We start from the raw sequence: 24,728 nt of genomic DNA, 5'->3' as shown, positions 1-24,728 counted from the left end.
ATGCGCATCCTGTTAACGAATGACGATGGCATTCACGCCGAGGGCCTCTCCGTGCTGGAACGGATCGCCCGGACGATATCGGACGACGTTTGGGTGGTGGCACCGGAAGTGGACCAAAGCGGGCTTGCCCATTCTCTGACGCTTTCGGAGCCGCTGCGTCTGCGCCCGGTTTCGGAACGGCGCTTTGCGCTCCGGGGTACCCCGACCGATTGTGTTATCATGGCGGTCAAGAAGATTCTTGATCGCAAGCCCGACCTCGTCCTTTCCGGCGTCAATGTCGGCGCAAACCTTGCGGACGATGTCACCTATTCCGGAACCGTGGCCGGCGCTATCGAGGGAACGCTGCAGGGCATTCGCTCGATCGCACTCAGCCAGGCCTTTCAATATGCCGTTGGCCGCGACGTTCCCTGGGATGTAGCAGAGACGCACGCACCGGCGCTCATCCGCACATTGATGGGAGTCGACCTGCCGGACGGAACGCTTATCAACCTGAACTTTCCGAACTGCGCCGTCGATGCCGTTGCGGGCGTTGAAGTCACGTCGCAGGGCAAGCTCGAATTCGGTCTCAGCATCGACGAGCGCACGGACGGACGCGGCTTTCCCTATTTTTGGCTCCGTTTCGGCGAACGTGCCGGCGATTTCCGTTCCGGCACCGACATCAGGGCTCTTCGAGACAACAGGATTTCGGTAACCCCGCTTAAACTGGACATGACCGATCATGCCGCTCAGGAGCGCATCGCGCGGGCATTGCGGGAAGGAAGTGTCGCTTGAGCGGACGAATTTCGCAGCAGGAGGGGTTTGCAGCGATGGCGCTGCGGCTTCGCTCGGGCGGCATCGTCAATCATGAGCTGCTGAAGGCTGTGGAGCAGACGCCGCGGACGCTCTTCGCTCCGCCGCAATACCAGGACGAAGTCTACTCCAAGCGGCTGATTCCGCTCGATTGCGGCTCGTTCATGGAGGGCTGCGACATGGCTGTGCGGCTCCTGCATTGTCTCAATCTTAAGCCGGGCCAGCGTATACTCGAGGTCGGAACCGGCAGCGGCTTTACCGCGGCCGTGATGGGGCGGATCGCCGAGCGCGTACTGACGATCGAGCGGTACCAGACACTCGTCGCCTCGGCGCAGAAAAACCTCGAGAAGGCGGGCGTGCGCAACGTCGTCGTCCGCCAGGCCGATGGCAGTGCAGGAGTGCCGGGCGAGGGCACCTTCGACCGGATACTCATTACCGCTGCGTTCAACAGCCTTCCCCGGACGTTCTCCGATCATCTCGTCTCCGGCGGCACGCTGTTGGTGCCGATCATGATGAGCGAAACGCATTGCCGTATCGTTCGCGTCAACCGCACCGGTAGCCGCTTCGACCGGGAAGACCTGTTCGATGCGCCTTACCTTCCGATCGTCCCACAGGTAGCGTCGTTCCTTTAGTCTAATTTCTTGGAATCGATGACGTTCATCTTTTAGGCCGACCCGACCTGAAACATCGTGATCTCGTGCGCCTCCCGGAAGCGGGTTAATACAATCTTAACCCGCTCCAGCCCCGCGCAAGCTTCCCTCTTTAGGTACCCGACCTGAAATCATCGTGATCCAGGCCGGGACGGCATGAGATGACGCGGAGTACGCATTTGCTCCGCATCGCAGTCGTCATGCGACAGACGGAGACGGCATATGCAGATCGAGAACAGGTTGAACGCTGCCGCTGCGTCCGGTGATGGCTTGGGAAATCTCGCCGGGCGTTCGGCCGACCAGGCTGCTGCCGCGGACAAAGGCGAGAGCGGGACGCTGGTTGCGCCTGCGGGCTTCGTCGACCCGACACCGCGCATTTCGCTGTCCGCCGACGCGTTGCTCTATCTCGGCCGGGCCAAAAGAACGCCTGAGAAATTGCCGCCGCTTACGAAGGACGAGTGGAACAATCGTCTTTCGCCGCAACTTGCGGCACGCGAGTACCAGGCGTTCGGCAAGCTCGCCGAAACCGGTGACTACAGGGCATATTACCGGGCCTTCATCGACTATTATGACGGCCTTCGCCCGGAGGATCAGAACAGCCTGCGCTATTTCGGGACGCGCGAAGCGGCGGTCGCGGGCCTGCGCTCGCTCGACTATGATGCGGACAGCGGCCTCGACATAGATGCCAAGTTCGAGAACCTCGTCAGCGTGTTTCTCGAAGAAGACAAGATTGTCCCTTCGCCGGCCCCAACTACGATGTCGCCGGCGGAGCGCGCCTTTTTCGCCTGGGATGCGTGCAACATCAGCTATGAGGTAAATGCGCCCGAGCCGAGACCGATGTCGGAAATCGAACGGCTTTATTCCGAGCTGCTATAGGGTGTTTCACTGTTTCGCCGAAACAGTGAAACACTCTGCCACTTTTGGAATTGCGCACTTCCACACGGAAAACCGTTACACACTTTTCCTGGAGGTGCTCTGGCGATCCCGGTTCCGCAGCGCACGTATGACCGGAAAACGCCCGCTTCGGTGCGGCTATGGTTAGCATTTCGCCAAAGTGGTGCCGTCTTTAACCGGGCGGTAACTCTAATGCGCTTTAATCCTTCTACAGCGAGTTGCGTTCGGAGTGGGTAAAGCGTCATGCGTAAATTTGTATCTCCCCAGGCAGGCAAGTCCATGATCCGTCTCTGTGCGGCGATCCTGCTTGCGGGTGTAGCGACCGGTTGCAGTTCTGACGCCAGCCGCTTCGGCGGGCTCTTTTCGCGGTCCGACGACATAATGACGGGTGCGATCCCGCAGGGCTCGAGCACGGTACCGAGAGGCGATGTCGCGAGCGGCGGTGCGGCGCCCTCCTACGGGAACAACGCAGCGCTCGGTCAATCCTACCCCTCCGGCAGCGGCAACGGAGGCTACAATACGGCGGCGGCCTCGCCGGTATCCAGCGCCCGTGTCGCATCGACGCCGATGAGCGTTCAGCGCACGAGCCTCGATGAACCATCCGCCGCATCTCGGCAGCCGCAGGTTCAGACCGCCTCCCTCGCGTCGCAGGCTGCTGCCCTCCCGAAGGCGGAGCCGCTGGCGGGGGCTGCCAAGGATATGTCCAGCAAGGGTGGCTGGAGCGCCTCCAACGCGCCGACCATCATGGTCCGTCAAGGCGACACGATTACTGTTCTCTCCAGACGCTTCGGCGTCCCCGAGAAGGAGATACTGAAGGCGAATGGCCTGAAATCGGCAAGCCAGGTAGAGCCGGGCCAGCGGCTCGTCATTCCGGCGTTCGGTACTGCAGGCAGCGCCGCAAAGGCGGCCGCATCGGGTTCGATTGCCGACGTGGAGGGCGGCAAGAAGCGTCCGTCTCCGCTGCCGACCGATCAGCGCGAGGTGGCGATCCTCCCCGGCCAGTCCCAGTCGCGTGAAAAGAGCGAAAGCCGTAGCGATGTCGCGGCGGGCAAGCTCAACAGCGCCGGGGAGGGCGGTGGAAATGGTGCCTATACGGTCAAGCCGGGCGACTCGCTCAACCGAATCGCCAAGGCGAACGGCGTTTCGGTCGCTGCCCTGAAGCAGGCGAACGGGCTTACGACAGAAGCCATCCGCATCGGGCAGAAACTCAACATCCCGAGCGCCTCGGCGAAAACGCCGGCGACCGATGCGGTGGTCACGGCTTCTGTTTCGGCCAAGAAGAACGAGGCCCAGGCGGCTTCGACCGAGCAGGGTAAGCTGACCGAATCCAAGGCGCTTGCCGCCAAGGAAAGCGTGTCGGAGGTTGCCATCCGGTCGGATGGTGACGAGGATCTTCCGAAATCGACCGGCATCGGAAAGTACCGGTGGCCGGTCCGTGGCGCGGTCGTCGCGGCCTATGGCGCCAATGTCGACGGCAACCGAAACGATGGCATCAACATTTCGGTGCCGGAGGGGACGCCCATCAAGGCAGCCGAGAACGGCGTCGTGATCTACTCGGGCAGCAGCCTGAAAGAACTCGGCAATGCCGTTCTGGTGCGCCACGACGACGGTACGGTGACGGTTTACGGCAACGCTGCCGAACTCAAGGTCCAACGCGGTCAGAAAGTCCAACGCGGCCAGACGCTCGCATCTTCCGGCATGACAGGCAGAGCGACCCGGCCACAAGTGCACTTCGAGGTGCGCAAGAATGCGACCCCGGTCAACCCTGCGACCTATCTGGAATAAGCCGTAGCACCGGCCGCTCCCGGCTTATGCGCAAACCGAAAGCGCCGTGTGTCTGGCAAGACGCGCGGCGCTTTTGCGATCACGCCGGCTGACGCCAAGTGCGATTAGGCAGGAGCGTCGAGCTGTCTGCGCAGACGACCGGCCAGATCCTGAATGAATTGCCATGCGACGCGGCCGGACCTCGATCCTCGCGTCGTCGCCCATTCAAGAGCCTCGGCATGCAGCGCTTCGGGCTCGAGAGGCAATTTGAAGTACCGCGCATATCCGTCAACCATCGCCAGATAGTCGTCCTGGCTGCATTTGTAGAAACCCAGCCACAGTCCGAAGCGGTCGGATAGCGACACCTTTTCCTCGACGGCTTCCGAGGGGTTTATGGCGGTGGATTGCTCGTTTTCCATCATGTTGCGGGGAAGCAGGTGTCTACGGTTGGACGTCGCATAGAGCAGAACGTTTGCCGGCCGCCCCTCGACGCCTCCGTCGAGCACCGCCTTCAGCGACTTGTAAGAGGTGTCGTCGTGATCGAAGGAGAGATCGTCGCAGAAGACGATCACGGGCATCGGCGCCGCCTTCAGGATTTCCATCAGCACGGGCAGGGTGGCGATATCCTCCCGGTGGACTTCGACGAGCTTGAGTGCGCTTCCGGTGTCGTGGGCGACCTTTGCGTGGACGGCCTTGACCAGCGACGATTTGCCCATCCCGCGGGCACCCCAGAGGAGCACGTTATTTGCCGGATAGCCGTCAGCGAAGCGAAGCGTGTTGTCGAAGAGAATGTCGCGGACGTGGTCGACGCCGGTAATGAGCGTGAGATCGATGCGATTCGGGTTAGGGACGGGCTGCAGGTGGCGCGTGGCCGGTGCCCAGACGAAACACTCCGCCTCATGCCAGTCATTGACGGCATATGCCGGTCCGGCGATGCGCTCCATCGCGGCCGAAAGCTTCTGTATTTCGTTGAGCAGGACGTCGATCTTGCTTTCGGGCATTTCATCTATCTCCGGCAGGCTGGATTTCGAACATGAGCGGCCGACCCGCGCGATAACGGGCGTGCGCCGGCTTAACCCAAATCCTTGAATCGCCGCGACGTTCATCCTCCGGTCGAATCCGTTGAAGCTGCCGCCGGCGGCGTTTTTCTCGGTAGCACGGCGGTTTGCGCTGGAAAAGACCGGCAGCCTGCAACCAGGGGGTTCTCCTGCTGCGGAATTTGTGCCAGAGGCAGGAGAAACGGGGAAGTGTACCGACGATTTGCGTTACGGGACGGCTTGCCTATATTCCGGCAGGTTTGCCGCGGGGGCAAGCGCGCAATTTGAACTCAAGGAGTGATCGATGTTTATTACCGAAGCTTTCGCGCAGACGGCGGCCCCTGGGGGCGGCGGCGCCGATATTCTGATGTCCATCCTGCCATTCCTGCTGATTTTCGTGGTGATGTATTTCCTGATCATCCGGCCGCAGCGTGCGCAGATGAAGCGCCGCGAAGAGCTCCTGAAGAACATCCGGCGCGGCGATCAGGTCGTCACCGGCGGCGGCATCGTCGGCAAGGTGACCAAGGTCGTCGACGATACGGAGCTCGAGGTGGAGATCGCCGAGGGCACCAAAGTCCGCGTTGTGCGCAGCGGCGTATCCGAAGTTCGCGTGAAGGGCGAGCCCGTCAAGGAATAAATCCGGCGCGGGGAACGTGAAGAAGCGTGCGCGGTTTTCGCCCGCATACCGCGCTTGATATCGGCATCGATCACGGTTTGATTTTGGGGCGACGCGAGGCCAAAATCACCGTGGTTAGGGCAAGGGCCGCGACCGGCAGAGACCGGCGGATGGAGCATTTCGAAATATGCCCAGGTTGTCGCCGTTCAAGAACATTCTCATCTGGCTGGTCGTCCTTGCGGGCCTCGCCTTCGCACTGCCGAATCTTCTTTCCAGAGAGCAGCTTGCCGACTGGCCGATCTGGCTGCCGCATCGGCAGGTGCCGCTCGGGCTCGATCTTAGGGGCGGTTCCCATATCGTCCTGAAGGTCAGCCGCGAAGACATCGTCGCGGAGCGCCTGCAATCGACCATCGACACGATCGCCGATGCCCTGAGACAGGCGGATATCCGCTATACGGGGCTGTCAGGAAGCGGGCAGAGCCTGCAGTTTCGTCTCCGCGATGCAACGAAAGCACCAGCGGCACGCGACGCGCTGAAGGCGTTGGTCGCCCCCGTTCGACAGGGCGGCTTTTTCGGGAGTTCCATACAGGAACTGGTCTACGAGGGAAGCGCGACCAGCGACACGCTTCGGCTTCGCCTGACGGACGAGGGCATAAATCTCAGGGTCTCAGATGCCGTCGCCCAGTCCATCGAGGTCGTACGCCGGCGGGTCGGCGAAGTCATCGCGGTCGTGCCGATCATAGAGCGTCGCGGCGGTGACCGGCTGAGCGTGCAGGTCCCCGGTCTGGACCAGCCGCAAAGATTGAAGGATCTCCTCGGACAGCGAGGAGATGTCGCTCTGAAGTGGCTGGATTCCTCGATGCCGGCACAACAGGCCGTGGATACGAGGCCGCCTGCGGGGTCCGAGGTCCTCTATTCGCTGGACGATCCACCAATACCCTACCTGGTCGAGAGACACGCCTTTGCTGCGGCACCGGACTTCGTCGAGGCGCAACCGGGCTTCGATCCGGCAACGAGCGAACCTGTCGTCAATGCAAGGATTACTGCCGGGGCTGCCGCACGGATCGCGCCGGTCCTGCAGTCGGATCCACGGAAGCAGTTCGCGATCGTGCTCGACGGGCAGGTTATCTCGACGTCCGTTCTAGACGGCGCGCTTTCCGGTGATAGCGTCCGGATTTCCGGAAATCTCTCGGAGGACGGGGCGAACGACCTTGCCGCCCTGATGCGTGCCGGCCCGCTTCCCGTTTCGCTGACCGTCATCGAGGAGCGTACCGTCGGTCCCGAGGACGGCGCCGACGCCGTGGCAAACGGCCTCACGGCGGGCCTGATCGCGGCCATTGCCGTCGCAGCCTGTATGATTGGCTTCTACGGCTTCTTCGGTGTCGTCGCCGTCATTGCCGTCATCGTCAATGTCGTGCTGATCATCGCGGTCCTGTCCGTCACCGGCGCCACGCTGACATTGCCCGGAATTGCCGGGATCATCCTCACGATCGGAATTGCGGTCGACTCGAACGTTCTCATCTATGAGCGGCTGAGGGAAGAAGCGCGTACCAGCGGCAAACCCTTGCGAAGGGCGCTGGACGACGGATTCGAGCGCGTCTTGAGGAGCATCGTCGACGCGAATCTGACGATTTTCATCGCCGGCGTAATCCTCCTCTATCTCGGGTCGGGCGCCATTCGGGGTTTTGCGGTTACGCTTGCCATCGGCAGCGTCACCACCATTCTGACGGCGCACAGCCTGACACGCCGCCTCATTCGCGGGTGGTATCGCCGCCGCCTGCCGCGGCGTCTGCCGCGCGGCATCCGGACGGGATTTTTCAGTCGGGCGGATTTCCGTTTCATGGCGATCCGCAATCCGGTCTTCATTCTGATGACGGCATTGTCGCTCGCTTCGCTGGTTCTCCTGACGAGCCTCGGGCTCAACATGGGAGCAGATTTCAGGGGCGGCTCCGTCATAGAATTGAGGGCACGGACCGGCGTCGCTGATGGGGCCGACATCCGTGCCCGTCTCGATGAATTGAACCTCGGAGAGGTTCAAGTCGAGGAACTTGGATCGGCGCGAGACGTTCTCGTCCGTATCCCGTCGCAGGAAGCCGGCGACAATGCCGAGCAGACGGCCGTCGGGCTGGTTCGCTCCGAACTCGAGGATCAGTATGTCTTCCGGCGTGTCGAGGTGGTTGGCCCCGGGGTTTCCGGCGAGTTGACGAGGGCAGGGTCGCTCGCCGTCGCCGCCGCCGTGCTGGCCGTGCTGCTTTACGTGTGGCTCCGCTTCGGCCGGCGATTTGCCGTCGGAGCCATCGTCGCGACGTTGCATGATGTGCTGCTGACGCTCGGGTTCCTCGTCGTGACGGGCATCGAATTCAACCTCGCAAGCATCGCAGCGCTGCTGACGATCGTATGTTACTCGCTGAGTGACACCATGGTGATTTATGATCGAGTCCGGGAAAATCTGGTGCGCTATCGAAGGATGCCGCTTTCGGTCCTGATCGACACGTCGATCAACCAGACCCTGTCGCGGACCGTCCTGACCGCCTTGACGACGCTCCTTGCTCTCGTTGCGCTGTATCTGTTCGGAGGCAGTGGTCTCGTCCAGTCCTTCAGCGCGACACTCATATTCGGTGTGCTTGTGGGCACCGTTTCCTCGATCTATGTCGCGGGACCGCTGCTCATCCTCTTCAATCGCCGAAACAATCGTCTTGGAGGCACGGAGGACCCGGCGGACCGGGATACCTCGTCGGAGACGGAAGCAAAGGGTGCGGTGTGATGGCAAAAGGGATCGAAATGCGCGAAGCGCACTTTCCGGGACGCGCGCCTGTCGACGCCTACGGCAATGGCGGCTTCCGCTTCGCCGATATGTCGCATCGCGGGTCCGTTCTGATGTTGCCTTCCGGTATCTACGCCTGGGACGTTGCCGAAGGCGACGTGCTCGCGGTCGCGAAATTCCAGCGCATCTTCGATGAGGCGCGTGACATCGAGGTGCTGCTCGTCGGCACCGGCCGGGAAATCCGTCCTTTGCCTGGTGACCTGAAGGAGGCGCTCAGGGCCGCCAACATCTCGTCCGATCCGATGAGCACGGGGGCGGCGGTGCGGACCTATAACGTAATGCTGGCGGAATCGCGGGCCGTCGCCGCGGCATTGATCGCGGTGTGAGGCGTTCGAAGGAAATCCGGCGTGCAACAGTCCGATGATCAGATTCTCGCAACCTTGCGGGACACCGACCGCGATCGCTACCTGGCCTGTCTGCTTTCTCCTGCAGAGAAGCGCCACTCGCTCGCGGCGCTCTATGCCTTTTACGCGGAGATCGCCCGTGTCCGCGACACGGTCAAGGAGCCGCTCCCCGGCGAGATCCGGTTGCAGTGGTGGCGTGACATTCTCGAAAACCAGCAGTCGGACGGCGCGGGGCATCCGCTGGCCGAAGCGCTCCTGCGTTGCATCCGCGAGCATCACCTTCCTGTCCGCGTCCTGCAGGACATGATCGATGCACGCATTTTCGATCTTTACGACGACCCGATGCAGGACAGGGCGGCGCTGGAGGGCTATGCCGGCGAAACCGCATCGGCGCTCATTCAGCTTTCATCTCTCATCCTGGACCCCGAAAATGCTGCGAAATCGTCAGACGCAGCCGGTCATGCCGGGGTTGCTCAGACGGTCGCCGGTCTCCTGCTGCTTCTGCCGGTTCATACCGGGCGTGGCCAGGTCTATCTTCCTGCCGAGCTTTTGAGCGCAACGGGCCTCGACCGGGAAACGCTTCTTGCCGGAACCGACGAGAGTGCGATCGAAAGGGCCGTTCGCGCCTTCTGCGGCCTCGGTCGCGATCATCTCGCCAAGGCACGTGAAAGTGCAGGCGCGATCTCCGCCCGGAATTTCTCCGCCTTCCTTCCCGTGGCCCTGGCCGAACCGGTGTTCGATCGCGCGGAGGCCGCCGGTGTGCGAATCCTTCGTCAGCCACTGCGGCCGCCGCAATGGCAGCGGCAATGGCGGATGTGGCGGGCGAGCCGGCGCCGGCAGTTTTAGACGAAGGCCTGTTGAGATTCCGGATACCCGCCGCCGCTTGTTTGATCTCCTCATCCTGTGACGAGCACAGGATGAGGGTGGAGAGGGTGCGGTCCCTAGGCGCGTTTCATAAACCATGAAGATAGCGGGGCGGCGCGGAAGGCCCCAAGTGACGCCCGTATACAGCGTCCCGTTTCGCTTCAGCCGCACATCCCCGGTCCCTCATTCCTGTGCTTGTCACAGGAATCCAGCCAGACCAAGTCCTTGGGCTGAAAGAACGCTTCCCGCGCCGCCGACGCGGCGCTGCTCTCATCCCTGTGACGCGCACAGGGATGAGGTGGAGAGGGTGCGGTCCTCGGCGCGTTTCATAAACCGTGAAGATAGCGAGGCGTCGCGGAGGGCCCCAAGTCACGCCCGTACACAGCGTCCCGTTTCGCTTCAGCCGCATATCCCCGGTCCCTCATTCCTGTGCTTGTCACAGGAATCCAGCCAGACCAAGTCCTTGGGCTGAAAGAACGCTTCCCGCGCCGCCGACGCGGCGCTGCTGGATCCCTGTGACGAGCACAGGGATGAGGTGGAGAGGGTGTGGTCCTCCGAAAAGTGCTACAGCGCCCGTCTTAGACGAGAAATCATTCGCTAGGCGCTCGCCCGTCACGCTGGCGCAAGTCTCGCGGGATATGACCTTTCTCAATCGAAATCCCGTCGCGATCAAGGGACCCACGCGATGCTTTGGTTACTGCTCCTGGTGGCGATCGCCGCCGTCTGCGTATTTTATATTCGGATGAACGCACGCGCCGAGCGCGACGCCGACAATCCGGATGCCGGGTCGGCGATCGTGGAATTCGGCCGGGCATTCCCGGACGAAGCGATCCGGGCGCTGCATTCGACCGTCGACAGAACGGCGATCTTCCTGCGGCTGCACGATGGCAAGGCCGGATTCATACAATCGCACGGCACGCATTATGTCTGCCACGTCATTCAGCCCGGCAAGGTGCGGGTCAACACGTCCGAGAGTGGGCGCGGGCTGATTGTCCACTTCCCGGATTTCGCCTATCTGGACAACGCTTTCGAGTTTCGGACGGCCGCCGAGGCAGCCGAGGTTTCGCTCTGGCTGCTCGGCACCTTCAGTCCGAAATCGGAGTTGGAAGCACCGGGTGACGCGGCGCAGGGTCTGGACTGACCGGCTGAATCCGCAACGGAGTTCTCGTCGCTCGTCAGACGGCGTTGCCGAGCCAGCTTGCGCAATCGCTCAGCGCGCGTGACGCCATCGCCTGCTTCTTTGCGAGTGCCTTCTCCTTGCCACGGAAGCGTTTGGCACCCTCCGGCCTCGTCAGGGCGCCCGGTTCGAGCGGCGGAAACAGTCCGAAATTGATGTTCATCGGTTGGAACGAGCGCTTGCCCGGTTCGTCGTCGGAGACGATGTGGCCGCCGGTGATGTGATTGAGGAGAGCACCGAAGGCCGTGGTCACCGGAGGTAGGACGGGTGAGGCGCCTTTGCGTTCCGCCGCGGCGAAGCGGCCCGCCAGCAGGCCGATGCTCGCGCTTTCCACATAGCCCTCGCAGCCGGTTATCTGGCCGGCAAAGCGCAAGCCCGGACGTGACTTGAGCGTCAGCGAATTGTCGAGGAGCGTCGGCGAGTTGATATAGGTGTTGCGGTGCAGGCCGCCGAGCCTCGCAAACTCGGCGTTTTGGAGCCCCGGAATCATCCGAAAGACTTCGCCCTGCGCGCCGTATTTCAGTTTCGTCTGGAAGCCGACCATGTTGTAGAGCGTGCCGAGCGCGTTGTCCTGCCTAAGCTGAACCACGGCATAGGGCTTGACCGAGGGATTATGGGCGTTGGTGAGGCCCATCGGCTTCATCGGCCCGTGACGCAGGGTCTCGCGGCCGCGCTCTGCCATGACTTCGATCGGGAGGCAGCCGTCGAAATAGGGTGTGCCTTCCCATTCCTTGAAGCCGGCCTTGTCTCCGGCGATGAGCGCATCGACGAAGGCGTCATACTGCTCCTGTGTGAGCGGGCAGTTGATATAATCCTTGCCCGTGCCGCCCGGGCCGACCTTGTCGTAGCGCGACTGATGCCAGCAGATGTCCATGTCGATCGTGTCGGCATGGACGATCGGTGCGATGGCGTCGAAGAAGGCCAGGGCATCGGCGCCGGTCTCCGCGCGGATCGCCTCGGCGAGGGCCGGTGCTGTCAGCGGGCCCGTCGCAATGATGGCGAGATCCCAGTCCTTCGGCGGCAGGCCCCCGACCTCTTCCCGCAGAACCGTGATCAGCGGGTGGTCTGCGATCGCTGCGCTGACGGCCTCGGCAAAGCCTTCGCGATCGACGGCGAGCGCACCGCCTGCGGGCACCTGGTTGAGATCGGCGCATCTCATGATGAGCGAGCCCGCAAGACGCATCTCCGCATGAAGCACGCCGACGGCATTGCTGGTCGCATCGTCGGAGCGGAAAGAGTTCGAGCAGACGAGTTCGGCGAGGCTCTCGGTCTTGTGCGCATCCGTGCCGCGCACGCCGCGCATTTCATGCAGGATGACCGGCACGCCCGCTTCGGCGATCTGCCAGGCGGCTTCCGACCCGGCGAGGCCGCCGCCAATGATGTGGATGGGCGAATGGGAGGATGTCGTTTTATTCATGGGCGGCTTCCTACCACAGGCATCCGTCGCTTCCAAGAAACGAAAACGGCGCCCGAGGGCGCCGTCTTCAAGCCAAGCAATGCTCGATCCGATTAACGGAAGGAGCGAGCCGCAATGTTGCGGATGTCGTAGCGGGTAATGCCGATATCGTTCAGAGCGTGGTTGGAAAGGCTGCCCAGCTCGGCAACGGTACGGCGGTAGTTGATCCAGCTTTTTGCAATGCGAATCGGGTTCATGGTCGTTTCCTCAAGAAGATCGCTCGCGACAGTGATTGTCTGCGTCGTTGAGGTTCTTATACGCTCGTCTAACTGGAAGATGGAGTGCAAAGTAGATGCATCTGCTATGCATTTGTGCAGTGCATCGATCGTTTCGTGGGCATGCATCTCGGCCGGTCCGAAATTGCGCCATCGATTAAGTTTCGGTTAAGTTGCTTTTGCAGGGATTGCTGCACGAGATCAGAACGACTCAGCAGAATAAAAAACGCCCGCCGGAGAACCGGAAGGCGTTTGAACGGCCATTATCTGGCGAAAGCTTGATGCTTACTTGATTGCCTGACGGGCAACGTAGGGGATGTCTGCGCGGCCGATGCCAAGGTCAGTCAGCTCACGGTCGCTCATGCGGCCGAGCTCGTTGCAGGTCTGACGATACTTGCGCCAGTTGTTGAAAGAACGTGCGAGGTTCATGATCCTATTCCTTTCTAGGTCGTTCGCCAGCGCTCTATCTCTCTTGCTGGCCGTCATCTTATGAACCGGAGTATAATCGGTTTGAGCCAGGATTACAGAGCTAATGCTGCATCGCACCCATGCGCGGCGTGCAAAGCTTTTCGGTGGCATTAACCGGAGCTTAACCTTTTGTTGCCGATGCCGGCCTCTTGCGCATTTCCAGACCGTTCCAAAGACCTTGGCGGTCTATCAGAGCGCGCGGCACGTTGTGCGATTCTCGGAGCAAGGGAGTTGGCAGAAATAAACAACGCCCGCTGGGGGAGGAGGTCCAGCGGGCGTTGCTTGATCTGATTGGCAACCGGGAGGAGGAGTGTCGCCAATCCGTATCGGGCGCGCTGGGAGGAGGAGTGCGCTGCCCGATCGATGATTGGAATATAGGCCGAACCCCCGGATTCTGCTAGGGGCCGCCGGGAATGGCACCTATGCAAATGATGCATGGCTCAAGCGTCGGACGATCGCAAAATGCCGAAAAAATGGGCAGATGGAGGTGCCGTACGGAATATCTGAGGGGAGAATGACGCCCGTCGGGGGAGGAGGACCGGCGGGCGTCATAAATGCGATTGGCAACTGGGAGGAGGAGTATTGCCAATCCTATCGAAGCGGCGATGGGAGGAGGAGTGCGCAGCTTCGAATTCTGTCGAGCTCAGGCTCGGATCTTCGCGGGATTTCCCGCTGCGGGCGATGATGCCCGCCGGCGTCCATTCGGCTATCACCGCGGCGCTTCGTTGATTTGGAATATAGTGGCCTTAAATCGATTTGTGCAGTGCAATGTCCACATGGAAGATATGCGGATTGCGCAACGCGGATTGCCGTTCGCCGTCCCGCCGATGGAGGGCGAGGATCCAGTGGCTGTCATACGGCGGAACACAACATCACGTTTCTGCCGGCATCCTTTGCTAAGGAGCCTCGAGCTGCCCGTTCGAAGCCGTGGCTGCGAGCGGGCAACGGGCGCGAGCATTTTCCCTTTGATCCGATGAAAACGAGTGTTATAGAGACGCCGCGCTCGGGAGCCCTGAACCTTTCGCATGGCCCAAGAATATCCGCGGCATTCCGCTGATGAGATCTTGTGAGGAATGCGATTGGGCGGTGCGGTCGTCTGAACGCGGGTATGGTGAAATTGGTAGACACGCCAGATTTAGGTTCTGGTGCCGCAAGGCGTGGGAGTTCAAGTCTCTCTACCCGCACCAGGACGATATAGCAGTCACGCGTCGGTATTCGGCGCTGGGAGGGCCGGCAAGGCGCCATTTTGCTTGCAAAGCGGTCGGAATTGCGTAAAGCCACTCCCGGCAAATGGATCGGCTCACGTGCTCGCCTAGCCTTTCAAGGGAAGAGCACTGTCAACGTGAAGTGAAGGTTTTAACATGCAGGTTATCGAAACGCTCGCTCAAGGGCTGAAGCGCGAACTCAAGGTCGTTATCCCGGCCGACGAAATGCAGGCTCGGATGAACGAGCGCCTCGTCGAAGTGAAGGATCGTGTTCGCATCAACGGCTTCCGTCCCGGCAAGGTGCCGGTTGCGCACCTTAAGAAGGTTTACGGCAAGTCGATCATGGCCGATCTCGTCAACGAGATCGTTCGTGAAAAGCCGACGGAAATCCTCACGAGCCGCGGCGAAAAGTCGGCCACCCAGCCCGAAATCGCGATGACCGAGGACGAGGCAGAAGCCGACAAGATCCTGAGCGCCCAAGCCGATTTCGAATTCACGGTCGCCTACGAAATCATTCCGCCGATCGAACTCAAGGATGCAAGCGGCATCAAGGTCACCCGTGAGGTCGTCGACGTCAGCGAGGATGAAGTCAACGAGCAGATCCAGCGCATCGCCGAGAGCGCCCGCACTTACGAATCGAAGAAGGGCAAGGCTGCCAATGGCGACCGCGTCACGGTCGACTATCTCGGCAAGGTCGACGGCGAAGCCTTTGACGGCGGCAAGGACGAAGATGCGGAGCTCGTGCTCGGGTCCAACCGCTTCATCCCGGGCTTCGAGGAGCAGCTTGTCGGCGTAAAGGCCGGCGATGAAAAGACCATCACGGTCACGTTCCCGGCCGATTACCCGGCAGCCAACCTTGCCGGCAAGGAAGCAACCTTCGACATCACCGTCAAGGATGTCGCTGCCGCTGCCCCGATCGAGATCAACGACGAGCTGGCAACGAAGCTCGGCCTCGAATCCGTCGACAAGCTGAAGGAAATCGTCCGCGGCCAGATCGAAAGCCAGTTCGGCTCGATCACCCGCCAGAAGGTCAAGCGCCAGCTTCTCGATCAGCTCGACGAACTCTATCAGTTCGATACGCCCGAGCGCCTCGTCGATGCCGAGTTCGAGAACATCTGGCGCCAGATCAACACCGACCTGCAGCAGGCCGGCAAGACCTTTGCCGATGAAGACACGACGGAAGAAGAAGCGCGCGCCGAATATCGCAAGCTCGCCGAGCGTCGCGTCCGCCTCGGCCTGGTTCTCTCCGAAATCGGCGAAAAGGCCGGCGTCCAGGTCAGCGATGACGAGATGCAGCGTTCGCTGTTCGAGCAGCTGCGCCAGTTCCCGGGACAGGAAAAGGAAATCCTCGAATACTTCCGCAACACGCCCGGTGCTGCCGCCTCGCTGCGCGCACCGCTCTTCGAGGAGAAGGTTGTCGACCACCTGCTCACCGAGGTTTCGGTGACCGACAAGAAGGTCTCGAAGGAAGAGCTGACGGCTGACGACGAAGCCGACGAAAAGCCGGCCAAGAAGACGGCCTCCAAGAAGAAGGCAGCCGCCAAGGCCGAAGCCGGCGAGGGCGAAGAAGCCGCCGCGCCGAAGAAGAAGGCCCCGGCCAAGAAGAAGGCTGCGGACGAGAGCGCCGAGTAATCGCATCTCTCAGAGATAGGAAGAGGCCGCCTCCGGGCGGCTTTTTCTTTTTTAGAGGAACCGTTAGTGAACCCTCTAAGGCCTTGAAATTACCTTCCGACCGAAAACCGCTGCACACTTCTCCTGGAAATGCTTAGACCAGCAAAAAGCCCGGCTTAGCCGGGCTTTTGACGTGGCACGCAGGCGCGGCGCTTGAACCGCACCCGATCGGATCACATCGTCATTCCGCCGCTTCCGCGTAGCTCTCGATCGGCGGGCAGGTGCAGACGAGATTACGGTCGCCATAGACATTGTCGACACGGTTGACCGGCGACCAGTATTTGTCCACGCGAAAGGCGCCCGGTGGGAAGCAGGCCTGCTCGCGCGAATAGGGCCGGTCCCAGTCGCCGACGAGGTCCTCGACCGTATGCGGCGCGTTCTTCAGCGGATTGTTGACCTTGTCCATCCGGCCGTCCTCGATGGCGCGGGCCTCTTCGCGGATTGCCAGCATGGCGTCGCAGAAGCGGTCGAGCTCGGCCTTCGTTTCCGATTCCGTGGGTTCGATCATCAGTGTGCCCGCGACCGGCCAGCTCATCGTCGGCGCATGGAAGCCGCAGTCGATCAGGCGCTTGGCGACGTCGTCGACCGTGACGCCGGCGCGCTCGGCGAGCGGACGGGTGTCGACGATGCATTCATGCGCGACCCGGCCTTTCGCCGACTTGTAGAGCACGTCATAAGCACCCTTCAGCCGGGCGGCGACGTAATTGGCGTTGAGAATCGCGACCTTGGTCGCTTGCGTCAGGCCTTCGCCGCCCATCATCAGGCAGTAGCTCCAGGAGATCGGCAGGATCGAGGCCGACCCGAACGGTGCGGCGGAAATGGCGCCCTCGTGCCCGTCGGTCTGCGGGTGTCCCGGAAGGAAGGGGGCGAGATGCGACTTGACGCCGATCGGGCCCATGCCGGGGCCGCCGCCGCCATGCGGAATGCAGAAGGTCTTGTGCAGGTTCAAATGACTGACATCGGAGCCGATGTCGCCGGGGCGGGAAAGGCCAACCATCGCATTCATGTTGGCGCCGTCCAGATAGACCTGGCCGCCGTGCTTATGCACGACCTCGCAGACCTCGCGGACGTTCTCCTCGAACACGCCGTGCGTCGAGGGATAAGTGATCATGCAGCAGGAGAGGGAGTCCGCATACTGCTCCGCCTTGGCGCGGAAATCGTCCATGTCGATCTCGCCGGCGTCGCTTACCTTGACGACCACCACCTTCATGCCGGCCATTTGCGCCGAGGCCGGATTCGTGCCGTGCGCCGATGTCGGTATCAGGCAGACGTCGCGATGTGCGTTGCCGTTGGCGATATGGTAGGCGCGGATCGCGAGCAGACCGGCATATTCACCTTGAGCACCCGAGTTCGGCTGCATCGAGATCGCATCATAACCGGTGATCGCGCAGAGCTTTTGCGACAGGTCTTCGATCAGATGCTGATAGCCGAGTGCCTGGTCGGTCGGCACGAAGGGATGGATTTCCGAAAACTCCGGCCAGGTGATCGGCAGCATTTCCGCTGTCGCGTTGAGCTTCATCGTGCAGGAGCCGAGCGGGATCATTGCGCGGTCGAGCGCAAGATCGCGATCGGCGAGGCGGCGCATGTAGCGCGTCATCTCGCTCTCGGCGCGGTTCATGTGAAAGATCGGATGGGTGAGATAGGCGCTGGTGCGCAGCAGTTCCTGCGGCAGGCGGTAGTCCGGTTCGAATTCCTCGACCTTGAAATCGCCGCCGAAGGCGCGCCAGACGGCCTCGAGCGTGACCGGCCGCGAACGTTCGTCGAGACTGATGCCGATCCTGGTCGTTCCGATCTTGCGAAGGTTTACCTCCTCGGCCACGGCGGCTTTGAGGATGATGCCCTGCAGCTTGCCGACTTCGACGGTGATCGTATCGAAGAAGACATCCGGTTCGACGGTATAGCCGAGCTTTTCCAATCCCATGGCAAGCCGCACCGTCTTCTGGTGCACGCTCTGGGCGATCGCCTTTAATCCGTCCGGACCATGGAAGACCGCATACATCGAGGCCATGACGGCAAGCAGTACCTGCGCGGTACAGATGTTCGATGTCGCCTTCTCGCGCCGGATATGCTGCTCACGGGTCTGGAGCGACAGCCGGTAGGCGCGGTTGCCCCGTGCATCGACCGACACACCCACGAGGCGGCCGGGCATGGAGCGCTTGTAGGCGTCCTTGACCGCCATATAGGCGGCGTGCGGACCACCGTAGCCGACCGGAACGCCGAAGCGCTGGGTCGAACCGATCGCGATGTCGGCGCCCATTTCACCCGGAGATTTCAGAAGCGCCAGCGCCAGCGGATCGGCTGCGACGGCGGCGATTGCACCCTGCTCGTGGAGTTTGGCGATCAGGCCCGAGAAGTCGCGGACATGGCCGTAAGTGCCGGGGTACTGGAAGATCGCGCCGAAGACGCCGGCAGCGTCCAGATCCTCGAAGGGATCGCCGACGACGATCTGCCAGCCGAGCGGCTCCGCCCGGGTCTTCAGGAGCGCAATCGTCTGGGGATGGCAGTTCTCATCGATGAAAAACGCCTTCGCCTTTGACTTTGCCACGCGCTCCGCAATGGCCATGGCTTCGGCTGCAGCCGTCGCCTCGTCGAGCAGCGAGGCGTTCGCGACGTCCAGCCCGGTCAGATCGCAAACCATGGTCTGGTAATTGAGCAGGGCTTCCAGCCGCCCCTGACTGATTTCCGGCTGATAGGGCGTATAGGCGGTGTACCAGGCCGGGTTCTCGAGGATATTGCGCTGGATGACCGGCGGGGTGATGGTCCCGTAGTAGCCCTGACCGATCAGGGACACGAGCTTCCGGTTGCGGTTCGCCGTCTCGCGCAGCTTGTCGAGTGCCTCGCGCTCCGTCATCGGCTCGCCCCAGGCAAGCGGCGTCCGCTGGCGGATCGACGGCGGCACGGTGTCGTCGATGAGCGCGTCGAGACTGGGATAGCCGACGACCTTCAGCATCTCGTCCATCTCGGCCGGCGAAGGGCCGATGTGACGTCGATTGGCGAAGTCGTAAGGCTTGTAATCGGTAAAGGTAAAGTCCTTGGGCATGCTCATCAGGCGACGAACTCCTTGTAGGCCGCTTCGTCCAGGAGCGCATTGGCAGCGTCCGGATCGGCGAGCTTCAGTTTGAAGAACCAGGCCGCGCCTTGCGGATCGCTGTTGACGAGCGACGGATCGTCGACGATCGCCTGATTGACCTCGACGATTTCGCCATCAAGCGGACAATAGACGTCCGATGCCGCCTTCACGGACTCGACCGTCGCGGCCGAGTCGCCCTTGGAGAAGCTGGCACCCGCTTCCGGCAGCTCCACGAAGACAAGATCGCCGAGCTGGCCCGCGGCATGCTCCGTGATGCCTACGGTCGCGACGTCGCCCTCGATCTTCAGCCATTCGTGTTCCTCGGTGAATTTCAGCATACGCAGGTTCTCCTGATCAGCGTTTGTAGGTTTGTTTGATGAAGGGCAGGGCAGTGACGGCGATGGGCAGGTATTTGCCGCGCACCTCTGCGAACAGTCTGGTGCCGATTTCGGCGTGCTCGGCGGCGACATAGCCCATGGCGACCGGTCCATCCACGCTCGGACCGAAGCCGCCGGAGGTGACGGTTCCTGCCGCCGTCCTGCCCTCCGCATCGGCAAAGAGATTGGCATTGCCGCGCACGGGCGCCCGGCCTTCGGGCCTCAGGCCGACACGCCGCCTGGAAACTCCGTCGGTGAGCTCGGCCAGTATCCGGCCGGCGCCCGGAAAGCCCCCGGCGCGCTCACCGCCGGCGCGGCGGCTTTTTTGGATTGCCCATTCGAGGCCCGCTTCGATCGGGCTCGTATTCGTGTCGATATCGTTGCCATAGAGACAAAGCCCCGCTTCGAGGCGGAGCGAGTCGCGAGCGCCGAGCCCGATGGGCAGGACGTCGGGATGTTCGAGCAGGCGCTGCGTCACATCCACAGCCGCGTCGGCGGGAATGGAAATCTCGAAGCCATCCTCGCCGGTGTAGCCGGAGCGGGAGATGATACAGCTCACGTCGTGAAGGTCGGCTTCGGCGACATCCATGAAGCGCATCGACGCGACGTCCGCCCACAGCTCGCACAGAACCGCTCCGGCCCGGGGCCCTTGAAGGGCGATCAGGGCACGGTCTGTCAGCATGGTCACGTCGCAGGCGCTGCCGAGGCCGTCCCTGAGATGCGCAAGATCGGCATCCTTGCAGGCCGCGTTGACGACCAGGAAGAGATGATCGCCCCGATTGACGATCATCAGGTCGTCGAGAATACCGCCGGCGGCATTGGTGAAGAGGCCGTAGCGTTGCCGGCCCTCCCGGAGGCCGAGCACATCCGCCGGCACGAGCTTTTCGAGCGCCAGCGCCGCGTCCTCGACTTTTCCCGATTTCGGCCGCACGACGATCTGCCCCATGTGTGACACGTCGAAAAGGCCGGCGGCGGCGCGGGTATGCAGGTGCTCCTTCAATACGCCTTCCGGGTATTGGACCGGCATGTCGTAACCGGCGAAGGGCACCATGCGCGCACCGAGCGAAAGATGCAGCGCGTGCAACGGCGTGTGTTTCAAGGTGGAAACGTCTTCCAAGTCCGGCCTCCAGGTCTGGCGCGTCTTCGCGCCGGCTCACAATACCGGCGTCATGCGCCGACAAATTCGAGCCCCCTCTGTCCCTTTGCCTGAGATTGTTATCCCTTCGGCGAGCGCGAACGCTTCTCTCCAGAGTCCTACCGGCACCTTGCTGGTCCTTTGGCCTGAGAGTTTCCGGGGCGGTTGCTCCTTCGGCACCGGATCGAACCGGTTTCTCCCAACAAGGTCGAATCCAGATAACGGCGAAGGCCGGATTTTGGCAAGGGCCTATGTCGCGACCAAACATATTTTTGTCGCCCTGGCCTCATCCTCCGCGACCGGTGCGGCAAAATCGGCCTTTGCAATTTTCCTGGGCAGCGGATAGGGAAGACCGAAGAGAGGTGGCCATGACGGGGCGCGAGCGGAAATGGGGAATTGGGGTGCGGCTGCTCGCAGCCTTCGCACTCCTATTCCTGTCCTTCGCTCACAAGCCAGCCCTTGCGAAAGCCATCGGCCCGGCGATCTCCGCCGAATATCTTCTCCCCGACGGCACCTTCGCCGATATCTGCTTCGGCACGGGCGGCGTCGATCATGACACCGGCCACGGCAAGTCGTCGTCATTGGCTCCCGTCTGCGAAGCGTGCCGGCTCGCCGCCTCCGTGCTCCTGCCGGCGGCGCCCGATGAAAGCTCGACGGCCGAAAACGGCAACTGGATTGCCGGAACGCCGATCGTCGCCGCCGAGGCGGTGCTTCTGCCCCTGCGCCTGTTGCCGCCACCGCGCGGTCCGCCGGCCCAACCGTAGATCTCCTCGAATCCAACCCAGAATTTCTTGCGCTGCTATGCGGCATTGATCCACGAAGGCCGCGTTCCGGCACGTGGTTCGGAGATTACGACATGAACAAGATCAGACTTTCCTTGCTTGCCACCGGCCTCACAGTTGCCGTGGCCGGTCCCGCCCATGCCCATGCGACATTCGAGAAGGATAGCGCGCCGGCCGAAACGACCGTCAACGCCACCCTTCAGGTGCCGCATGGCTGCGACGGCAAGGCGACGACCGAAATACGGGTGCAGTTGCCGGAGGGGTTCGTCTTTGCCAAGCCCCAGCCGAAGCCCGGCTGGGAGCTGGAGATCATCAAGGGCGACTACCGGAAGACCTATGACGATCACGGCACCAAGGTTTCCTCCGGTCCGCTGGAAATCCGCTGGAAAGGCGGCAACCTTCCCGACGAACATTACGACACCTTCGTCATGCGCGGGAAACTCGCGGGTTTCGACAAGGAGACCGTGCTTACCTTTCCGACGACGCAGCTTTGCGGCGCCGACGGCAAGGTGGTCTGGGATCAGGTGGCGGCGGAGGGCCAGGACGCCCATTCCCTCGAGCATCCGGCGCCAACGATCACCGTCACCATGGCGACGGGCGGCGATGAGCACTCCGCTCACGCAGGGCATCATCAGTCCGCGGCCGAAGCGGTCAAGGTCGGCGATCTCGAGATCTCGGGCGGAGCCGTGAAGGCCATGCTGCCCGGTGCCAAGGTCGGCGGCGGCGGCTTCGTGGTCAGGAACGACGGCAGTGCCGACGACCGCCTGCTTGCCGTCGAGAGCCCGGCCGCGGGCCGAGTCGAACTTCACGAAATGACGATGGAGAACGACGTCATGAAAATGCGCAAGCTCGAGGACGGGATCGCCGTTCCCGCCGGTGAAGCAGTCGAGCTGAAGAACGGCAGCCTGCATCTCATGTTCATGGAGGTGAAGAAGCCCTTTGCCGAGGGCGACATGGTGCCGGTGACGCTTACCTTCGAGAAGGCCGGCGAGGTCGACTATGTCCTGCCGGTCGGCACGGCGGCGGGCAGCGCTCATTCCGGGCATAGCCATCAGTAGCTGCCGGCGTGATCCTTGATCGGTTCAGGTTCTCTGAATGAACCGGTCGAGCATGTCGGTGAGCGCAACTTGCTCCGGTTCGTCGCCGGCAGGTCCATCTTCCTGCCGGCGATCTTCTTCGTGGCCGTCTTCGTCCTCGGCGTTTTCGAGATAGCGGCGCAGCGTTTCGGCCTGCGTCTGTTGCGGCAGACGGCGCTCTGCGCCGATCAGCATGAGGTGCAGCGGCAGCGCGCTTCTGATCTTCGGGACTGCCGCCTGCTCTTGGCCGCGCGCGGAAAGCAGTGTGATTGCCTCGTCGACAGGTCCATCGCCACGCAGGCGCGTGGGCGGCTTCGATGCATCCGCCGCATAGGCCGCCGTCGTCGCGGAGATGGTAACGACCTGGGTCATCCTGTCAGTCCTCGGGCACGATAATCCTTTCCTGTGCCAGACTGCGATTGCGAGCAGGTGAAATCGGGTGATCGAATTTTAAGAAAATCGTAACGATTCGAGGGCTGCGGGCTAAACGTTGCGCAATTTTGTGTACCGTCGGTTGAACGGTATGTACAATCGCAGCCGTAACCGAGAGCCGGCGCGGCTTCTGCGCCGGCAAAAAATTTAGTTCATAAAAGTCATATTGAAGAAGGTCACTCACGAAAGGACGTAAATCCATGCGCGCGATCGTATTGTTGTTGGCGATCTTTGCTCTCAGCGCGTGCTCGCAAACGGGAAGGCCCAGCGCCGAACGGTATTATGCGGGGGAAGGCCAATACTATACCGGCGTCGTACCCCCGACGCCTTTCTGAAGCATGTCGCCCAGCCCCATAGCGGCTTTAAGAACGACAGCATGAAGCGAAGCCCGAAACGCGGCGCACGAACTCGTTTCAGTCGCGTCGCAAGAGGGCTGTCGCGGTGCGCCTCACGAGAGGCGCCCGCGCACCGCATGTCCCAACTTCGGCCGGCAACCGGTCGCATAAGTTGCAGATCGACAGGTTTGGAATTGATCCGGCGCGAATGGCAGAATATCAATGGCCGTCAAACTGTTAGGAAAGGTATGGGGGCCTATGCGCAAGATCGTGTTGTTGCTCGCACTCGCCACGCTGGCGGCGTGCTCGCACACCGGGGACCGGGTGGTCGGCGGTGACGGGGATTACTATCATGGTCTAATCCCGCCGAGGTGATCGCCTCCGAGATCATCGTCGCCTCTGCGTGGCCAAATCCAATGCGACCCAAGCGGCGGCGGCTCGCAACGGCAAAACGGAGGCGCTGCGACTGTGCCGCCTCCGTCAGGGGAACCGGTTTATCCACACCTTGAAGAACATAGGCGGCTGCGAAATTCCGCGAGCTTCCTTGGCCGGTCCAGGTGCTTAATAGCCTACGCGAACACCGCCGGGGCTCGCGGCGCTGAAATTGGGAACCGGATTCGGTCCGTACCATTGAGCATAGGTCGTGTTGTTTCCGCCGGTGCTGGTGCACCCCGACAGGACGGCAAGCGCCAATAGGGCGGTCAAATATTTGAGGGACATGAACTCTCCGATTCTGCTTCGTCAGACGCGCATAAATTGCGGTATCCCGAGGCGGCAGTCCATCGCTTTCACATTGACTCCTTTGCTTTTTCCTTCGTGAGACGAACGCTGCCCGCGTCTCGTCGCATCGATGCCGCGAAAGCCGGCTACATCTTAGGACGAAATATTGATGCAAGGGGAGAATGCAATGACGGAAAGACCGCGCCTGTTCGGAGCGGACTACAGTGTCTACGTGCGGATCGTGCGGCTGGTGCTGGCCGAGAAGGAGATCGGCTACGAACTCGTCCCCGTCGACATCTTCGCTGCCGAGGGGCCGCCAGCGCACTACCTCGAGCGACATCCCTTCGGCCGCATTCCCGCCTTCTACCATGCAGGCTTCAGGCTTTATGAGACCGGCGCGATAGCGCGCTATGTCGACGAGGTATTCGACGGGAGGCAGCTTCAGCCCCTCGATCCACGGGAACGCGCCCGCTGCAACCAGATCGTCAGCATCGCGGACAACTACGCCTATCCCGCTTTGGTCTGGGGGATCTACGTCGAGCGCGTCTCAAAGCCGGCAAGCGGCGCAGTTGCCGACGAAGCGGTATTCGCTGCAGCGCTGCCGAAAGCAAGGACCTGCCTGAAGGCGTTGTCCGATCTCATGGGGGCGTCGCCATGGCTCGCAGGCGAGACCATGTCGCTCGCCGACCTCTATGCCGCCCCGATATTCGATTATTTCCTCAGGGCGCGGGAGGGGCAGGAGATGCTCCGGGAACAGGAGAATCTGGCGGCGTGGTGGGCGCGGATCTCGGTGAGGCGCTCGATGGAGAAGACGCGGCCCGCATAGT

General features: G+C 62.0%; 22 protein-coding genes, 1 tRNA gene and 1 riboswitch. Of the genes, 14 read left to right on the top strand and 9 right to left on the bottom strand.

Features of this window, described 5'->3' with window-relative positions:
• From surE to ACTJKL_RS19955, 4 genes are all read left to right on the top strand, one after another.
• The gene (gene surE, locus ACTJKL_RS19970) at nt 1-771 is read left to right on the top strand and encodes a 5'/3'-nucleotidase SurE (protein WP_102762919.1); all 771 of its coding nucleotides are present in this window, start codon (nt 1-3) and stop codon (nt 769-771) included.
• Nucleotides 768-1,421, top strand: a complete 654-nt coding sequence (locus tag ACTJKL_RS19965; RefSeq protein ID WP_018097726.1) for a protein-L-isoaspartate(D-aspartate) O-methyltransferase — start codon at nt 768-770, stop codon at nt 1,419-1,421. Before surE ends, ACTJKL_RS19965 begins: the two co-directional genes overlap by 4 nt.
• Nucleotides 1,422-1,661: 240 nt before the next feature.
• Nucleotides 1,662-2,315 carry a biotin biosynthesis protein BioC gene (locus tag ACTJKL_RS19960; protein ID WP_440853625.1) on the top strand — a complete coding sequence of 218 codons (654 nt, stop codon included), beginning with the start codon at nt 1,662-1,664 and terminating at the stop codon, nt 2,313-2,315.
• Nucleotides 2,316-2,576: 261 nt separating this feature from the next.
• Entirely contained in the window at nt 2,577-4,118 is a 1,542-nt protein-coding gene (locus tag ACTJKL_RS19955; protein WP_440853624.1) for a LysM peptidoglycan-binding domain-containing protein, read from the top strand.
• 104 nt (nt 4,119-4,222) lie between these two features.
• Here the strand turns inward: ACTJKL_RS19955 and ACTJKL_RS19950 are convergent, their stop codons facing one another.
• Complete coding sequence (locus tag ACTJKL_RS19950) at nt 4,223-5,098, bottom strand: ATP-binding protein (RefSeq protein WP_100674024.1); 876 nt, start codon at nt 5,096-5,098, stop codon at nt 4,223-4,225.
• Between the two features lie 340 nt (nt 5,099-5,438).
• Between ACTJKL_RS19950 and yajC the strand changes: the two genes are divergently transcribed.
• The 5 genes from yajC (at nt 5,439) to ACTJKL_RS19925 (ending at nt 10,923) form a co-directional block, all read left to right on the top strand.
• On the top strand, nt 5,439-5,771 hold the full coding sequence (gene yajC, locus ACTJKL_RS19945) for a preprotein translocase subunit YajC (RefSeq protein ID WP_011975343.1): 333 nt from the start codon (nt 5,439-5,441) through the stop codon (nt 5,769-5,771).
• A 166-nt stretch (nt 5,772-5,937) separates the two neighbouring features.
• On the top strand, nt 5,938-8,514 hold the full coding sequence (gene secDF, locus ACTJKL_RS19940; protein WP_440853623.1) for a protein translocase subunit SecDF: 2,577 nt from the start codon (nt 5,938-5,940) through the stop codon (nt 8,512-8,514).
• A complete protein-coding gene (locus ACTJKL_RS19935; protein ID WP_440853622.1) occupies nt 8,514-8,900 on the top strand; it encodes an Mth938-like domain-containing protein in 387 nt (128 codons plus the stop codon). Before secDF ends, ACTJKL_RS19935 begins: the two co-directional genes overlap by 1 nt.
• A 21-nt stretch (nt 8,901-8,921) precedes the next feature.
• Nucleotides 8,922-9,764, top strand: coding sequence for a phytoene/squalene synthase family protein (locus ACTJKL_RS19930; RefSeq protein WP_018097720.1), 843 nt, complete (start codon nt 8,922-8,924; stop codon nt 9,762-9,764).
• Nucleotides 9,765-10,467: 703 nt separating this feature from the next.
• On the top strand, nt 10,468-10,923 hold the full coding sequence (locus tag ACTJKL_RS19925) for a hypothetical protein (protein ID WP_018097719.1): 456 nt from the start codon (nt 10,468-10,470) through the stop codon (nt 10,921-10,923).
• A gap of 34 nt (nt 10,924-10,957) precedes the next feature.
• Here ACTJKL_RS19925 and trmFO read toward each other — a convergent pair whose 3' ends face one another.
• The 3 genes from trmFO to ACTJKL_RS19910 all read right to left on the bottom strand — a co-directional run bounded on the left by trmFO (nt 10,958) and on the right by ACTJKL_RS19910 (nt 13,059).
• The gene (gene trmFO / locus ACTJKL_RS19920; RefSeq protein WP_018097718.1) at nt 10,958-12,376 is read right to left on the bottom strand and encodes a methylenetetrahydrofolate--tRNA-(uracil(54)-C(5))-methyltransferase (FADH(2)-oxidizing) TrmFO; all 1,419 of its coding nucleotides are present in this window, start codon (nt 12,374-12,376) and stop codon (nt 10,958-10,960) included.
• A gap of 92 nt (nt 12,377-12,468) precedes the next feature.
• Nucleotides 12,469-12,612, bottom strand: a complete 144-nt coding sequence (locus ACTJKL_RS19915; protein ID WP_003529520.1) for a DUF1127 domain-containing protein — start codon at nt 12,610-12,612, stop codon at nt 12,469-12,471.
• A 303-nt stretch (nt 12,613-12,915) separates the two neighbouring features.
• A complete protein-coding gene (locus ACTJKL_RS19910) occupies nt 12,916-13,059 on the bottom strand; it encodes a DUF1127 domain-containing protein (protein WP_003529522.1) in 144 nt (47 codons plus the stop codon).
• Between the two features lie 1,141 nt (nt 13,060-14,200).
• Here ACTJKL_RS19910 and ACTJKL_RS19905 point away from each other — a divergent pair.
• Nucleotides 14,201-14,285, top strand: a tRNA-Leu gene (locus ACTJKL_RS19905).
• Between the two features lie 174 nt (nt 14,286-14,459).
• On the top strand, nt 14,460-15,935 hold the full coding sequence (gene tig / locus ACTJKL_RS19900) for a trigger factor (protein ID WP_018097716.1): 1,476 nt from the start codon (nt 14,460-14,462) through the stop codon (nt 15,933-15,935).
• A 220-nt stretch (nt 15,936-16,155) separates the two neighbouring features.
• Here tig and gcvP read toward each other — a convergent pair whose 3' ends face one another.
• Genes gcvP through gcvT form a run of 3 tightly spaced genes read right to left on the bottom strand, consistent with a single transcriptional unit; the run spans nt 16,156 to nt 20,538 of the window.
• A complete protein-coding gene (gene gcvP, locus ACTJKL_RS19895) occupies nt 16,156-19,020 on the bottom strand; it encodes an aminomethyl-transferring glycine dehydrogenase (protein WP_440853621.1) in 2,865 nt (954 codons plus the stop codon).
• The gene (gene gcvH, locus ACTJKL_RS19890; protein ID WP_029962390.1) at nt 19,020-19,382 is read right to left on the bottom strand and encodes a glycine cleavage system protein GcvH; all 363 of its coding nucleotides are present in this window, start codon (nt 19,380-19,382) and stop codon (nt 19,020-19,022) included. The genes gcvP and gcvH overlap by 1 nt, the downstream gene beginning before the upstream one ends.
• 16 nt (nt 19,383-19,398) lie before the next feature.
• Entirely contained in the window at nt 19,399-20,538 is a 1,140-nt protein-coding gene (gcvT, locus tag ACTJKL_RS19885; protein ID WP_338283111.1) for a glycine cleavage system aminomethyltransferase GcvT, read from the bottom strand.
• A 142-nt stretch (nt 20,539-20,680) separates the two neighbouring features.
• Nucleotides 20,681-20,768, bottom strand: a riboswitch (glycine riboswitch).
• A 156-nt stretch (nt 20,769-20,924) separates the two neighbouring features.
• Here gcvT and ACTJKL_RS19880 point away from each other — a divergent pair.
• Nucleotides 20,925-21,320 carry a hypothetical protein gene (locus tag ACTJKL_RS19880; RefSeq protein WP_440853620.1) on the top strand — a complete coding sequence of 132 codons (396 nt, stop codon included), beginning with the start codon at nt 20,925-20,927 and terminating at the stop codon, nt 21,318-21,320.
• A gap of 92 nt (nt 21,321-21,412) precedes the next feature.
• Complete coding sequence (locus tag ACTJKL_RS19875) at nt 21,413-22,396, top strand: DUF1775 domain-containing protein (RefSeq protein ID WP_440853619.1); 984 nt, start codon at nt 21,413-21,415, stop codon at nt 22,394-22,396.
• A 24-nt stretch (nt 22,397-22,420) separates the two neighbouring features.
• On the opposite strand, the gene ACTJKL_RS19870 is transcribed toward ACTJKL_RS19875, so the two are convergent.
• Together ACTJKL_RS19870 and ACTJKL_RS19865 are read right to left on the bottom strand one after the other, a co-directional pair.
• Entirely contained in the window at nt 22,421-22,786 is a 366-nt protein-coding gene (locus ACTJKL_RS19870; protein ID WP_440853618.1) for a hypothetical protein, read from the bottom strand.
• Between the two features lie 956 nt (nt 22,787-23,742).
• On the bottom strand, nt 23,743-23,901 hold the full coding sequence (locus tag ACTJKL_RS19865; protein ID WP_018097708.1) for a hypothetical protein: 159 nt from the start codon (nt 23,899-23,901) through the stop codon (nt 23,743-23,745).
• 187 nt (nt 23,902-24,088) lie between these two features.
• Here ACTJKL_RS19865 and ACTJKL_RS19860 point away from each other — a divergent pair, with 187 nt between their 5' ends.
• Nucleotides 24,089-24,727, top strand: a complete 639-nt coding sequence (locus ACTJKL_RS19860) for a glutathione S-transferase family protein (protein WP_440853617.1) — start codon at nt 24,089-24,091, stop codon at nt 24,725-24,727.
• Nucleotide 24,728: the final 1 nt, after the last annotated feature.

Source organism: Sinorhizobium sp. 22678, from assembly GCF_052044265.1.
Lineage (GTDB): Bacteria > Pseudomonadota > Alphaproteobacteria > Rhizobiales > Rhizobiaceae > Sinorhizobium > Sinorhizobium meliloti_A.
This window is presented reverse-complemented; position numbering and strand designations above follow the sequence as displayed.

What these genes read in the sequence shown, in the direction of transcription:
- surE (WP_102762919.1), top strand. Translation starts at nt 1, where the DNA reads ATGCGCATCCTGTTAACGAATGACGATGGCATTCACGCCGAGGGCCTC.
- ACTJKL_RS19960 (WP_440853625.1), top strand. Translation starts at nt 1,662, where the DNA reads ATGCAGATCGAGAACAGGTTGAACGCTGCCGCTGCGTCCGGTGATGGC.
- ACTJKL_RS19955 (WP_440853624.1), top strand. Translation starts at nt 2,577, where the DNA reads ATGCGTAAATTTGTATCTCCCCAGGCAGGCAAGTCCATGATCCGTCTC.
- ACTJKL_RS19950 (WP_100674024.1), bottom strand. Translation starts at nt 5,098, where the DNA reads ATGCCCGAAAGCAAGATCGACGTCCTGCTCAACGAAATACAGAAGCTT.
- yajC (WP_011975343.1), top strand. Translation starts at nt 5,439, where the DNA reads ATGTTTATTACCGAAGCTTTCGCGCAGACGGCGGCCCCTGGGGGCGGC.
- secDF (WP_440853623.1), top strand. Translation starts at nt 5,938, where the DNA reads ATGCCCAGGTTGTCGCCGTTCAAGAACATTCTCATCTGGCTGGTCGTC.
- ACTJKL_RS19935 (WP_440853622.1), top strand. Translation starts at nt 8,514, where the DNA reads ATGGCAAAAGGGATCGAAATGCGCGAAGCGCACTTTCCGGGACGCGCG.
- ACTJKL_RS19925 (WP_018097719.1), top strand. Translation starts at nt 10,468, where the DNA reads ATGCTTTGGTTACTGCTCCTGGTGGCGATCGCCGCCGTCTGCGTATTT.
- trmFO (WP_018097718.1), bottom strand. Translation starts at nt 12,376, where the DNA reads ATGAATAAAACGACATCCTCCCATTCGCCCATCCACATCATTGGCGGC.
- ACTJKL_RS19915 (WP_003529520.1), bottom strand. Translation starts at nt 12,612, where the DNA reads ATGAACCCGATTCGCATTGCAAAAAGCTGGATCAACTACCGCCGTACC.
- ACTJKL_RS19910 (WP_003529522.1), bottom strand. Translation starts at nt 13,059, where the DNA reads ATGAACCTCGCACGTTCTTTCAACAACTGGCGCAAGTATCGTCAGACC.
- tig (WP_018097716.1), top strand. Translation starts at nt 14,460, where the DNA reads ATGCAGGTTATCGAAACGCTCGCTCAAGGGCTGAAGCGCGAACTCAAG.
- gcvP (WP_440853621.1), bottom strand. Translation starts at nt 19,020, where the DNA reads ATGAGCATGCCCAAGGACTTTACCTTTACCGATTACAAGCCTTACGAC.
- gcvH (WP_029962390.1), bottom strand. Translation starts at nt 19,382, where the DNA reads ATGCTGAAATTCACCGAGGAACACGAATGGCTGAAGATCGAGGGCGAC.
- ACTJKL_RS19880 (WP_440853620.1), top strand. Translation starts at nt 20,925, where the DNA reads ATGACGGGGCGCGAGCGGAAATGGGGAATTGGGGTGCGGCTGCTCGCA.
- ACTJKL_RS19875 (WP_440853619.1), top strand. Translation starts at nt 21,413, where the DNA reads ATGAACAAGATCAGACTTTCCTTGCTTGCCACCGGCCTCACAGTTGCC.
- ACTJKL_RS19870 (WP_440853618.1), bottom strand. Translation starts at nt 22,786, where the DNA reads ATGACCCAGGTCGTTACCATCTCCGCGACGACGGCGGCCTATGCGGCG.
- ACTJKL_RS19865 (WP_018097708.1), bottom strand. Translation starts at nt 23,901, where the DNA reads ATGTCCCTCAAATATTTGACCGCCCTATTGGCGCTTGCCGTCCTGTCG.
- ACTJKL_RS19860 (WP_440853617.1), top strand. Translation starts at nt 24,089, where the DNA reads ATGACGGAAAGACCGCGCCTGTTCGGAGCGGACTACAGTGTCTACGTG.